Genomic DNA, 12,619 nt, shown 5'->3' on the forward strand with positions numbered 1-12,619 from the left:
CTTGTTGAAGGGGCGAACTTTGTAAGATGAATAAACCGGATTTATTTCTTTACCGGTCTGCTTGGTATCTTTTCAAAGATAGCTTTTATGCGTACTGTATCTAATTTGGCGCTTCGGTCGTAAGTATAAATACCATTTTTCTCTTGTTCGATATCGTTGAGCTGTGTATAACAGAATCCGGTCACATTTCCGGCGGCCTGTATAGCATTGACCTGTTTTTCCAAACGTTCATAGAGTGCGTCTTCATTGCTAATCATTTCTCCATGTCCCCATGTCCTGTTGTTCGTATCTGATATATCCCATACCATACCTCCGAATTCACTGATGATTAAGGGCTGATTGGTATAAGAATGCTGGTTCTTATTCGGTTTTAATCCTAGAGCGAAACGTGTTGCGTCGGACTCATAATTACTAATACTCCAAATATCGGTCAGGAAGTGAAAATTCGAACCCATATCGTTGAATGGGCGACTGGGATCGATTGCTTTTGTCAGTTTATGTGTATCGAATACCAAGCGCACGAATGGCAAAGGTATGCCGCCTATTATATCCATTGGGTTATTGAAAGGGCCCCATGTGATAATGGAAGGATGATTGCGGTCGCGTTCGACTACTTCTATCCATTCACTGAGAAAATTACGTGATGCAAGTTCGTTACTACTACTCATTCCCCAGTTAGGAAATTCTCCCCAAGTGATAAAACCCAGCTTGTCTGCCCAATAATGGAAACGTTCTTCAAAAACCTTTTGATGGAGACGTGCGCCATTGAACCCGACGGCTTTACTTAATACGATGTCATTCTTTAGTGTTTCGTCGGTAGGTGCAGTCCAGATGCCATCAGGATAATATCCTTGATTCATAATCAGACGTTGGAAGTAGGGTTCGTTGTTTAAGTAAAACTGGCCGTTGGCAGTATGTACTTTGCGCATTCCCACGTAAGATTTTACTTCGTCAATGACCTGCCCTTTGGCATCCTTCACACGGTAAATGATGTCATAAAGATGAGGCGTTTCGGGACTCCAGAGCTTCATCTTTTTCACCGGCAAAATCAAATTATTGCCATTAGCGCAGTTGGATGTCAGTTTGGCTACCTTCTTCTTTCCGTCATACATCGTAACTTCCAGAGTCTGGTCATCAGATATCTGATAAAATTGTGGAGTGATAACCAATTGTTTCTGGTCAATATCCGGGTTGGTTACCACCGCTTTCAATCCATAAGGAGAAACCGCTTCCATCCATACAGTTTGCCAGATACCTGTGACACGGGTATAAAAGCAGGCATAGGAATTTACATTAGCAGACTGTTTGCCCGATCCCTGAAGTCCTGAATTTATATCGTCCGATACGGATACTACCAAATTGTGAGTCTTACCCGGTTGCGTTATATGGGTGATATCTATAGAAAAAGGAGAACTGCCGCCTTGATGAAAACCTACTTGCCGTCCATCAATAAAGATACTGGCGGCATAATCTACGGCGCCGAAATGAAGCAGAACTTTTTTGTTGCTCCAGTCTGCGGGTATCGTCAGAGAACGTTGATACCACATTCTCTTTATAAAGTTTGCGTAGTTTACTCCGGATAACTTACTCTCCGGGCAGAAAGGAACGATAATTGTTTTGCTGAGACCATTCGTAGTTGGCAAGTTACGTTTCTCCCCCGAATTATCAAAATCGAATTCATAGGTCCATGCTCCGTTTAAATTAACCCAATCGGTTCTTTCAAATTGTGGACGCGGATATTCCGGTCTGGGAATATCATTCGTTGCCTTTGCTGCAAAAGAGAGTAATAGACTAACGAGAATCAGATGTGCTTTTCTCATGTTTTGTAATTTTTGTTTTTTGTATTATTCAAGTATCTTAGTTGATTACAAAAATAAGAATTAAAGTGGATAAAAGAGGAAATTAATTGCTCAAATAAGGAAAATATCTGTTCATTCTTGAGGTAAACTAGTTACATTTAGTACATATATAAAATAATAATGTAACAATTCCGGATTAGGTGGAAATTTTAGTTGGATGTGTTCTTTTATTTATAGTTATTTGTATTCGGCAATGGTTATCTCAACTACTTAGTAGTAATGAATCAATTACCCGGTAGTAGTTAATCAATTACCAGGTAGTAATTCATCCACTACTACTAGGCAAATTGAAGCAATATTCGAATCTACTAAAGCTAAGAATTATAGTGACGGTATATGCTTAATATAGTGACAATATATGATTATGATACTGTTGCTATAATTGCCGGATAGAGTCACTATTTTAATCGAAGGAAGAAAGTCAGACAACGGAGAGTGGTATGTTATCTCGTCTATGTCTTTCTCGATTTGAAAAAGGTAAGAAATTAGAAAAGCGGTAAATGAACTAATTCATTTGCCGCTTTTTACTGTCGGAATGAGGCGACTCGAACGCCCGACCCCTACGTCCCGAACGTAGTGCGCTACCAACTGCGCTACATTCCGCTCTCGAAAGTGGTGCCACCAGGAATCGAACCGGGGACACAAGGATTTTCAGTCCTTTGCTCTACCAACTGAGCTATGGCACCTTTTCTCGTTTGCGGGTGCAAAGATAAATATATTTTTTTATACTGCAAGAACTTTTTTCGAAAAATATCCGGAATGCTATAAAAGAGAAGGAGAATAAATGCTGTAAAAGAGTTGTGAGTATTGTAAATAACAGGTAAGAGACTGGAATGCATGAAATAATCCCTTGATAGTTTCCCATGGGAAACTATCAAGGGATTATTTTTATAAATTATTCTATACGATCTATACCACAGATTAAGACGTTGGATTTTTGTCTTTACTGGTAGCAGTATCGGATGTATCCTCTGAACCTGTTGGAGAAGGCTTGCTTGATGAATCGACGGTTTCTCCTGTTGCAGTTGGTGTACTGGTATTTGTACTATAACTTGTTGTTGCAGAAGTAGTAGTGTCAGTTGAGCCAACTTTAGTAGTAACAGGTTGAGCTTGTACCTCCCAATGGAACGGTTCGAAACTAGAATTCGGATCTACCCATGTAGGTTTCTTAGAAGCGTAGATGATGAATGGAGCGATCACAACGATCAGAGCACCAATAATCAATACGGAGAACCATACAGTATTACTACCAGTCGAAATTTGGCTAGGAGGAATAAAACTCAATATAAAAGCGAGCAAAGAACCCAAGAATCCTAGACCACCAACGATCCACATCAATCCATTACCACCTTTACCAATACGGAACGGACGGTCCAAATTCTTCATCTTGTAACGTAGAGCGATTGCTCCAGAGAACATCAACATATACATAATTAAGTATAAGATTACTGTCAATTGTGACAGTATCTGATAGAAACTTTGTACCGAAGGCATAACAACGAACAGAAGACTCAATACGGTTACTGCAATGCCTTGTACCAACAAAATATTTTTCTGAACACCTATCTTGTTAGTTTTTTGAAAGAACGGAGGCATATAACCGGCTTTTCCAACGGCGAAAATACCTTTTGACGGACCGGCAACCCATGTCAAGACACCTGCCAATACACCGAATGCCAAGGCAATGGCGATGATTGGTGATAGCCAAGAGCTATGGATATATTTGAAGTAATTATCGAAACCGACAAGTAAGCTCTGAGTTAAACTGATGTCTTTGGTAGGAATGATGATTCCTAGGGCAAAAGTACCTAATACGAAGATGATAACAGTGATAAAAGCACCGATAAATACAGCTTTCGGATAGTTTTTAGATGGATTCTCCATATCTTTTACATGAATACCGCCCATTTCCATACCTGCATAAAACAAAAAGATACTAGCTGCCAGTACGACGTTGTCGAAGTTAGTCAGGTCAGGGAAGAAACTACTGTGGAAGTCAAGATTAGAGTGCCCGCCTGAAGCCAGATAAACGATTGCCAGAATGATCAGAAGAGCTGCAGGAATAATAGTTCCTACCATACCACCGACTTTAGCTACTTTACCTACCCAACCCATACCTTTTAATGAAATGAAGGTAGCTAACCAATAAATGATAAGTACAACGGCTAGTGTGTAGTACTTATTGTTTGCCAATGTCATGTCGTGTGCATCATTTGAACCTATAAAGGCGATGGAAACAGCACCGAATGTCAATACGGTCGGATACCAAATGGTGCTTTCGATCCACTGTACCCAAATGGCAAGAAATCCGAGTTTTTTTCCGTAAGCTTCGCCTACCCATCGGAACACACCACCTTGTTTATCTTGGAACATAGCTGCCAGCTCTGCTGCAACGAGCGATGTAGGGATGAGGAAAACAATAGCTGCAAAAAGATAATAAAAAGCTGAGCTCATTCCATAGACGGCCTCAGCTGGCAGTCCACGCAGGGATACTACTGCCGTAACATTCATGATAGCCAGAGTAAATACACCCAGCTTCACTACATTTTTAATATTTGCCATAAGTTAAGGTTTTAAGTGAAATATTTTTTTAGTCAGTGTTTATAACAAGATTCCTTAGGAGATGTTTGCAATTTATAGTTCAAAGTTGGTTAATTAACAAATGTATACTGCTGGAACATTCGTCGCTTCTTTTTGTTTCTGTACATAATAATACTGGAAACTTTTTAAAATTAACAATTATGAAATCCGCTCTTTCTGATTTTGTATGGGAGAAAAAGGGTATCTACGGCATTCTTCATGTGGTCATTTTGTTGATGTCTCTTTTTCTGGTCATAAGTATTTCGATTGATACATTTAAGGGCATTCCCTTTTATACGCAATCTACGTATATGAAGGTCCAGCTATGGATATGTATCTGGTTCTTGTTTGATTTTGTATTGGAATTCTTTCTGGCAAAGCATAAATGGCGTTATTTACGTTCTCACTTTGTCTTCTTGCTAGTGGCGATTCCTTATCAGAATATTATTACTTATTATGGTTGGACATTTTCGCCGGAAGTTACTTATATGTTACGTTTTATTCCTTTGTTGAGAGGGGGATATGCACTCGCTATTGTAGTTGGATGGCTTACTTATAATAGAGCTTCCAGTCTTTTTGTCTCTTACCTGACGATGTTGCTTGCTACTGTTTACTTCTCCAGTTTAGCATTCTTTTTACTCGAGCATAAAGTGAATCCTTTGGTTGTTGGATATGGTGATGCTTTGTGGTGGGCATTTATGGATGTCACTACCGTTGGTTCGAATATTATAGCTGTTACTGTTACAGGGCGTGTATTGTCGGTCGTATTAGCAGCCTTGGGTATGATGATGTTCCCTATTTTTACAGTATATGTGACCAATCTGGTACAGAGTTCAAACAATAAGAAGAAACAGTATTACCAAGATCAGACTACACAACAGGTACAAACTGTGGCACAAGGACAAAAACCACAGCAGCCTCCAACGGAGAAGGCAGATTCATAACAAAATACGTTTAATAAATATAAGTAAAAGCCTAATTCAGATAATAAAATTGAGGGCGTTATCCTTTTTACAGGATAGCGCCCTCTTTCACGTTGAAAAAAATCGAATTTTACTCCCCAACAATGATATGATTATTTCCGAATACGTTTAGACCAAGTTTATTCATAATGTACTGAATAGCCAGCTGAGCTTTAACGGAATTGCCTGCGCTGTCCAAAGGAGGAGCAAATGCAGCAATGCCAAACTGACCGGGCAAAATGCCCATTACACCACCGCCTACACCTGTCTTGGCGGGAATACCTGAAGTATACATCCAGTCACCTGTATGTTCATAAAAACCTACTGCGGCAATCATTGCCGTGATTTTAGGAGCTAGACTAGCCTCAAATACTTCTTTTTTAGTTACCGGATTCACTCCACCATTGGCTATTGTACCGGCGGCTACGGACAGCATCTGAGCAGTTACTCCTAAAGAGCATTGACGAGTATAGAGGTCTAATGACATATCCGGGTCGTCATAGATGCGGTTATAATTCTTCAGCAACCAAGCAATAGAACGATTGTTGAAGTTAGTATCTGATTCCGATTTGTACAATTCGGCAATCAGTTGAGGTGCACTACCACATAAGTCAGTAATATTCTCTACGATAGCATTCCATTTCTTAGCAGAGTCGCCAATCGGCTTTACCATGCTGCAAGCAGAGATTGCACCGGCATTTACCAACGGGGTAGAAGGATGATCGTTTTCTAATAAAATAGCGATGATTGAGTTGAAAGGCAATCCGGTTGCATCAGCACCTATCTTCTCTAATATCTCTTTTGCACCGTACTGACGAAGTGCCAAAATAGCTGTATGTACTTTGGATACGGATTCAATACCGAAGCGGTAATCAGTATCTCCTACGTGTATAATTTGTCCGTTAAGCAGACAAATACTAATTCCGAAGAGATCTTTGTTTACATTTGCCAGATAAGGAATATAGTCGGCATTTTTACCACCAGTATTCGTCTTTACCTGCTCATATGCTTCCTCTACCAATGCTTGTAATTGAGCAATAGTTATTTTTTTATCCATAAAGCAATTTATTTTTTAGCGGCTTTTTTGCGACGTCCACCATGATTAAATATTTTAGCTTCTACTGGCAAGTTCTTTTCCTGAGCCAAACGAGTAGGAGTCGGGAAGTCTAGTTTTTCCAATTCAACAATTGCATTCTTGATGTCACCCAACAACATATCTGCCATATCGCGGCTGAATCCCTGACGAACAACAATACGCATTACTACATAGTCTTGAAGTTTTTCAGGCAATGTATAAGCAGGAACCATCCAGCCATGTTGAGACAGTTTGTCTTGCAAATCATACAGAGTCCATTTTGCAGTCTTAACATAATCCGGTTTCATGTACCAAATAAATAGCGGGTTCACTACTTCTTTAGAATAGTTTACGAATGGAGCCATCTTGGCTATTTCACCATGAAGATATTTAGCAATCTGCAAAGAATTGTACTGAACTTCCTTGTAACCTTGGAATCCTAAGCGGATGAATTGATAATATTGACCTAATATCTGAGCAGCGGGACGAGAGAAATTTAAACCAACCTGAGTAATGTTAGCTCCGAGATAGTTTACACTGAATGACATTTCTTCCGGTAGATATTCTTTGCCTTTCCATACTACCCAGCCTAATCCCGGATAAACAAGTCCGAATTTATGACCAGATACACTGATAGAAAGTACCCATTTCAGACGGAAGTCCCATTTCGTTTCCGGATATAGGAATGGAAGAATGAAACCACCACTGGCGGCATCTACGTGGATAGGAATGTCATAACCTGTCTTTGCATTGTAAGCATCGAGAGATTTGTCAAGTGCTTCGACGTCATCATTCAATCCTGTCCATGTAACACCTTGGATAGGTACAATACAGATTGTGTTTTCATCACACATTTTCAATGCTTCTTCCGGATCGAGAGTAGTTTTTTCCAATGTCAAAGGTACTTCACGCATTTCAATCTGCCACAGTTGAGCAAACTTTTCCCAAACTACCTGGAAACCGGTTGAAATAACGAAGTTTGGTTTATCAAACGGTTTGCCTTGAGCTTGTCTTTTTTTACGCCAACGCAACCAAGCTGCTACGCCACCTAACATACAAGCTTCGGAAGAGCCAATAGCCAAAGCGCCAGTTTTCCAAGTATCCTTTTCCGGAGAATTCCACAGGTTGGCAACGATATTGATACATTTACCATTCATTACTGCAATACGCGGATACTCAGTTTCATCGATGTAGTTGATGTTGATAGCCTCGTTCATCAGTTTCGTAGCATACTCGTCCATGTAAGTAGTGACGAAGGTTGCTAGATTTAGTCTTGGTTGAGTCTGTGCAAATGTTTCATCTTTCACCATTTGATATGCAATTTCAGGGGTAGTAGGACCATCAGGAATCTTTTCTACTGGTGAAGGTTGTAACATTCTGTTAGAACCAAATACATCTGTCTTGGCATCACCTTTTCTAAAGTTTAAATCTTCCATACTTAATTTATTTTTATAAGGTTTAGGCGATGGGGATTTTCCCCGTCTAGTTTTTCACAACAACATTACATACTATTGAAAGTTTGCTGGTTTTACATTATTTGGCGTTTATTAAGGGGTGAACTTTATTGCAGTGTGATTGTTCTTTTCTAACCTAAATACTAACTATTATATAAATAATATGAGGATACAGACGGGGCATGGGACTATTCCCCTTATTACCTTGATTGGCATCTGGTCAATATCAGCATTGAATGCGATACCCGGATTAGCAGTATCTCCTATTCTGGGGAAACTTTCTGTTATCTTCCCTCTTTCCACGGAACTGGATATTCAGATGCTGTCATCGTTACCTTCTTTATTGATTATTCCTTTTATTCTATTATCAGGTAAGCTTACGGAGAAAGTAAATTTTATCCGTTTGCTTCAGGCAGGACTTGTGATTTTTGCATTGAGTGGTTTTTTATATTTAATGTCTAATAAGATGTGGCAGCTAATTGCTGTCAGTGCCATGCTCGGAGTAGGTTCCGGAATGATTGTTCCCTTATCTACTGGTTTGATTTCAAAATATTTTAGCGGGGCTTACAGAGTAAAGCAGTTTGGTCTTAGTTCTGCTATAACTAATATGACACTTGTTGTTGCCACTACTGTTACCGGTTATTTGGCAGAAGTAAATTGGCATCTTCCTTTTGTGGTTTATTTGCTTCCTATCGTATCTCTTGTCTTATCTGTCTATTTGAAAAGAAGTATGAACAGCGAAGGTGACTCCTCACTTGTCAAAAAAGAGTCAGCAGATGAGAACATCAATGAAGAAGTAGATACAGATACATTACACAGTAAGAATGGCATCAATGTGAAACATTTGGTACAAGTAATGCTTTTTTATGGACTATCTACTTTCCTCGCATTGGCTGTAGCCTTTAATCTTCCTTTTTTGATGGAAGAATATCATTTTACCAGTGGAAACTCCGGCATTATGATATCTCTATTCTTTTTGGCTATCATGACACCTGGCTTTTTTCTCAATCAAATTGTCGGTCGGTTGAAAGAGAAAACTAAATTCTATAGCTTATTATTTATTGCCATCGGTCTTACTTTAATCTGGATTTCTCCGAAGGAGTGGGTGATAGCACCCGGATGTGTTTTTGTCGGCTTAGGTTTTGGGGTGATCCAACCGATTATTTATGATAAAACCACTCACACGGCTATTCCCCGAATGGTAACGTTAGCACTAGCTTTTGTGATGATGATGAATTATCTCGCTATTTTACTCTGTCCTTTTGTTATTGACTTTTTTAAGTCAGCGTTACATATTAAAACGCAGCAGTTTGCCTTTGTATTCAACCTTTGCATTACAATCATTACACTTATATGGGCTTATGTTTGTCGGCATAAATTTTTGTTTAATGACCAATTGAATTAAAACTAACAATGGAGAATAAGAAACTGGAAGCCAACTTGAGTATGGCGGTATCGAAGATATTCAGTGGCTTGAATATGAATGCACTAAAATACCTTCTTCCGTTATGGATGAGCCCTTTGACCGGTACTGCCATTCGTTGTACTTTTGCTGCAATAGCCTTTTGGGTGATCGGCTGGTTTATGCCTAAAGAAAAATCAACTCCGAGAGAAAAAGGATTACTTTTATTGTTAGGAGCTTTAGGACTTTATGGCTTTATGTTTCTTTATCTGATCGGGTTGAGTAAAACCACTCCTGTTTCGAGTTCTATCTTCACGAGTCTCCAGCCTATTTGGGTTTTTCTCATTATGATATTTTTTTTAAAAGAAAAAGCCACGGCAAAGAAAGTCATAGGAATTGTTATTGCTTTGGCTGGCGCGCTAGTCTGTGTCCTGACGCAGAAAAGTGATGATTTGGCAGCCGATGCATTTAACGGAAATATGCTATGTTTATTAAGCTCTGTGGTCTATGCCATTTATCTGATAGCAAGCCAACGTATTCTGACAAATGTGGGTGCAATGACTATGCTGCGCTACACTTTTACGGGGGCAGCAATTTGTGGACTTATTGTGACTGCTTTCATCGGCTTTGATGCTCCGGTGTTGTCTATGCCTATTCACTGGCAACCTTTTCTGGTTCTGATGTTTGTTTTGATTTTCCCGACTACTGTCAGCTATTTGCTGATTCCTGTCGGATTGAAATATTTGAAGGCAACAGTCGTTGCCATCTATGGTTATTTGATACTTATTGTTGCAACAATTGTTTCTTTAGCACTAGGGCAGGACCGTTTTAGCTGGACACAGACTTTTGCCATTTTGTTTATCTGTGTGGGAGTTTATCTGGTAGAAGTCGCTGAAAGTAAAGAGCAATCGGTGAACCCGTTGAAAAACAAAAAATAGAAATAAGAAGTGTATTGGAAAAAAGACATCCCTATATCACTATAGAGATGTCTCTCAAATATTTAATCATCATGTTTTATAAAGAGGAGCTGATTGCTTTAGCTATGGCTGCAAATTCTTCATCCGATAATTTTAATTTAGGATTAGAAAACAGCATATCCGATTCTTTCCGGATAGGGATCAGATGAATATGAGCATGAGGAACTTCCAGACCAATAACTGCTTCACCAACTTTCTGACAAGGGAAAGCCTTTTTAATGGCTTTAGCTATTTTCTTGGCAAAGATGTGCATTGCTGCCAGATCTTCATCACTCAAATCGAAAATATAATCCACCTCTTGTTTAGGAACTACCAACGTATGTCCTTTTACCAACGGGTTGATGTCAAGGAAAGCAAAGAACTTGTCGTCTTCGGCTACCTTGTAGCAGGGAATTTCACCTGCGATAATTCTGCTGAATATTGTTGCCATAACGTATATAGATAAAAGAAGGCAAGCTCCATATGGAGACCTGCCTTAACATTAAAATGATATATTCACTACTTCCAGTGCAATCTGACCTTGCGGAACCTTGATTTCAGCAACCTCACCTACCTTCTTGCCAAGTAGTCCTTGTGCGATAGGTGTATTTACAGAAATCTTTCCTTCTTTCAGGTTGGCTTCACTCTCAGAAACGATGGTATAAGTCATCTTCATACCATTCTTTACATTCTTCAGTTCCACTTTGTTCAAGATCTGTACGGAATCAGTTTTCAGTTTTGATTCATCGATGATCTTAGCATCTGCGATAATGGTTTTCAGCTTGTTGATACGCATTTCCAACATTCCTTGCGCTTCTTTAGCAGCATCGTATTCTGCATTTTCTGACAAATCTCCTTTATCTCTAGCTTCAGCTATTGCCGCGGAGATTTTAGGGCGTTCCACTGTTTCCAGTTCTTTGAGTTCCGCCATTAGTTTTTTGTAACCTTCTTCTGACATATAAGCCATGATGTTTCCTCCTTTAATTTAAAATGGTCATATAAACAAAAAAGAATTCCAACATGAGTCATGTTGGAACCCTCTTTCAATGATTTCTTTGCAAAGATAGCTTTTTAAGTGATATGTGTCAAGCAAAAAAGAATGCTATGTAACATATTTAAATGAATTATGCTAAATTGTAACAACTTAAAGCATCGATTTGACAGATGCTTCCAAGTCCTTGATATCTTCTCCGCGAAGTTTCAATTCATTGTCGCGATTGACCAGGAAAATGGATGGTATCTGACGGACATTATATACAGCTACGTTGCTAGAGTATACTCCGTTACCATCGCGTACACATATCCAAGGCAGATTAGCTGCGGAAGTTTTCCAGAAGTGTTCATCAGCATCCAGGGATACCTGATAGATTTCCAATCCTTGTGAAGCATACTTATTATATAATTCACGAAGCACCAGATTATGTGTAGAACCGGCAGGAGCCTGGAATACAGTGAAATCAAGCAATACTACTTTGCCTTTCAGGTCAGTCAGCTTGCGTATATTTCCTTTTACGTCGCGTAAAGCGATGTCGATGATACCTGTTTCGATGATCTTGTCTTGTGGGATTTCCAGATTCTTGCCTTCGGACTGGCGAGTATTCTTCATTCCTTTGATCACAATATTATAAAGGTTCTTTGAACGTACAGCATGAGGGAAAGCATTGTTGAGGCTGGTGGCAACAGCTGCGAAACATCTTACATCGTCTTTGTTGTTCAATGGATCGAATATCAAATAGTCGTTGAGTTTCTGAAACAAAGCAAAATAAGCGGCTGCGGTATTAGGAGCAGCGAAAATATAATTCATTTTAACATCCTCTTTGTACTTCTTCACCATTGCAGCCAAACTATCTTCGAGAATATTATGGCTTAATTTGTTGGCACGTAATGCATTCAACAAATTATTCACATCTTTCTGAAGGAGAACTTGCTTTATTGTCAGCTCTTTAATCTTTTTACTGTTTTCTGAACCTTCAACCGTATATGCTGTAGAAAAATCGGTATAAGGAGCATTAATTTGAATTGTTTCAATTGAATCAACAGAGAAATTGATAACCTTATCCTCTACCCGCAATCGGTAGAATTCGGGTGATCCGGGGCGGGGTTGCTTGAAGTTGAATTTACCTTCCTCATTTAGCTTAGCAGAATCAAGTGGAACAATACCTTCCAGCCCGGAAGCTTCCAAATAAAGCATTTTCCCGTCAGCTCCCGACACATCTCCGTTTACGCGGAATTCAGGATCCGAACTACAAGCTGTAATGGTAAGTGCAGCAAGAGCTGCAAAAGTTATTTTTTTCATATCGTGTGTGTATTATAAGAGTTGCAAATATACTT

10 protein-coding genes and 2 tRNA genes are annotated in these 12,619 nt (G+C 39.3%); 3 read left to right on the forward strand and 9 right to left on the reverse strand.

Going from position 1 to position 12,619, the window contains the following annotated elements:
- Positions 1 to 41 precede the first annotated feature (41 nt).
- The 4 genes from PHO71_RS16025 to gadC form a co-directional block, all read right to left on the reverse strand.
- Complete coding sequence (locus PHO71_RS16025; RefSeq protein WP_300205230.1) at positions 42 to 1,820, reverse strand: glycoside hydrolase family 2 protein; 1,779 nt, start codon at positions 1,818 to 1,820, stop codon at positions 42 to 44.
- 569 nt (positions 1,821 to 2,389) lie between these two features.
- Positions 2,390 to 2,462: transfer RNA gene (locus tag PHO71_RS16030), tRNA-Pro, on the reverse strand.
- A gap of 10 nt (positions 2,463 to 2,472) precedes the next feature.
- Positions 2,473 to 2,545 (reverse strand) — tRNA-Phe (locus PHO71_RS16035).
- Between the two features lie 235 nt (positions 2,546 to 2,780).
- Positions 2,781 to 4,421: a putative glutamine/gamma-aminobutyrate antiporter GadC gene (gene gadC / locus PHO71_RS16040; protein ID WP_300205232.1), complete on the reverse strand. Its 1,641-nt coding sequence runs from the start codon at positions 4,419 to 4,421 to the stop codon at positions 2,781 to 2,783.
- A 179-nt stretch (positions 4,422 to 4,600) separates the two neighbouring features.
- Here gadC and PHO71_RS16045 point away from each other — a divergent pair, with 179 nt between their 5' ends.
- The gene (locus tag PHO71_RS16045) at positions 4,601 to 5,383 is read left to right on the forward strand and encodes a potassium channel family protein (RefSeq protein ID WP_300205234.1); all 783 of its coding nucleotides are present in this window, start codon (positions 4,601 to 4,603) and stop codon (positions 5,381 to 5,383) included.
- Positions 5,384 to 5,492: 109 nt separating this feature from the next.
- On the opposite strand, the gene glsA is transcribed toward PHO71_RS16045, so the two are convergent.
- Together glsA and PHO71_RS16055 are read right to left on the reverse strand one after the other, a co-directional pair.
- Positions 5,493 to 6,458: a glutaminase A gene (gene glsA, locus PHO71_RS16050; RefSeq protein WP_300205236.1), complete on the reverse strand. Its 966-nt coding sequence runs from the start codon at positions 6,456 to 6,458 to the stop codon at positions 5,493 to 5,495.
- 8 nt (positions 6,459 to 6,466) lie between these two features.
- Positions 6,467 to 7,912, reverse strand: a complete 1,446-nt coding sequence (locus tag PHO71_RS16055) for a glutamate decarboxylase (RefSeq protein WP_300205238.1) — start codon at positions 7,910 to 7,912, stop codon at positions 6,467 to 6,469.
- A gap of 181 nt (positions 7,913 to 8,093) precedes the next feature.
- On the opposite strand from PHO71_RS16055, the gene PHO71_RS16060 reads away from it, so the two are divergent.
- Together PHO71_RS16060 and PHO71_RS16065 are read left to right on the forward strand one after the other, a co-directional pair.
- The gene (locus tag PHO71_RS16060) at positions 8,094 to 9,335 is read left to right on the forward strand and encodes an MFS transporter (RefSeq protein ID WP_300205240.1); all 1,242 of its coding nucleotides are present in this window, start codon (positions 8,094 to 8,096) and stop codon (positions 9,333 to 9,335) included.
- 8 nt (positions 9,336 to 9,343) lie between these two features.
- Complete coding sequence (locus PHO71_RS16065) at positions 9,344 to 10,270, forward strand: DMT family transporter (RefSeq protein ID WP_300205242.1); 927 nt, start codon at positions 9,344 to 9,346, stop codon at positions 10,268 to 10,270.
- A 76-nt stretch (positions 10,271 to 10,346) separates the two neighbouring features.
- On the opposite strand, the gene PHO71_RS16070 is transcribed toward PHO71_RS16065, so the two are convergent.
- The 3 genes from PHO71_RS16070 to PHO71_RS16080 form a co-directional block, all read right to left on the reverse strand.
- Positions 10,347 to 10,739, reverse strand: a complete 393-nt coding sequence (locus PHO71_RS16070; RefSeq protein WP_300205244.1) for an HIT family protein — start codon at positions 10,737 to 10,739, stop codon at positions 10,347 to 10,349.
- 51 nt (positions 10,740 to 10,790) lie between these two features.
- The gene (gene greA, locus PHO71_RS16075) at positions 10,791 to 11,255 is read right to left on the reverse strand and encodes a transcription elongation factor GreA (RefSeq protein ID WP_300205246.1); all 465 of its coding nucleotides are present in this window, start codon (positions 11,253 to 11,255) and stop codon (positions 10,791 to 10,793) included.
- 177 nt (positions 11,256 to 11,432) lie between these two features.
- On the reverse strand, positions 11,433 to 12,584 hold the full coding sequence (locus PHO71_RS16080) for a DUF4369 domain-containing protein (RefSeq protein WP_300205248.1): 1,152 nt from the start codon (positions 12,582 to 12,584) through the stop codon (positions 11,433 to 11,435).
- Positions 12,585 to 12,619: the final 35 nt, after the last annotated feature.

Origin of the sequence: Bacteroides sp. (assembly GCF_028690125.1) — a bacterium.
GTDB lineage: Bacteria > Bacteroidota > Bacteroidia > Bacteroidales > Bacteroidaceae > Bacteroides.

Bases quoted from the DNA above. Each gene is read 5' to 3' on its own strand.
- PHO71_RS16025 (WP_300205230.1), bottom strand. From the start codon at position 1,820: ATGAGAAAAGCACATCTGATTCTCGTTAGTCTATTACTCTCTTTTGCA.
- gadC (WP_300205232.1), bottom strand. From the start codon at position 4,421: ATGGCAAATATTAAAAATGTAGTGAAGCTGGGTGTATTTACTCTGGCT.
- PHO71_RS16045 (WP_300205234.1), top strand. From the start codon at position 4,601: ATGAAATCCGCTCTTTCTGATTTTGTATGGGAGAAAAAGGGTATCTAC.
- glsA (WP_300205236.1), bottom strand. From the start codon at position 6,458: ATGGATAAAAAAATAACTATTGCTCAATTACAAGCATTGGTAGAGGAA.
- PHO71_RS16055 (WP_300205238.1), bottom strand. From the start codon at position 7,912: ATGGAAGATTTAAACTTTAGAAAAGGTGATGCCAAGACAGATGTATTT.
- PHO71_RS16060 (WP_300205240.1), top strand. From the start codon at position 8,094: ATGAGGATACAGACGGGGCATGGGACTATTCCCCTTATTACCTTGATT.
- PHO71_RS16065 (WP_300205242.1), top strand. From the start codon at position 9,344: ATGGAGAATAAGAAACTGGAAGCCAACTTGAGTATGGCGGTATCGAAG.
- PHO71_RS16070 (WP_300205244.1), bottom strand. From the start codon at position 10,739: ATGGCAACAATATTCAGCAGAATTATCGCAGGTGAAATTCCCTGCTAC.
- greA (WP_300205246.1), bottom strand. From the start codon at position 11,255: ATGGCTTATATGTCAGAAGAAGGTTACAAAAAACTAATGGCGGAACTC.
- PHO71_RS16080 (WP_300205248.1), bottom strand. From the start codon at position 12,584: ATGAAAAAAATAACTTTTGCAGCTCTTGCTGCACTTACCATTACAGCT.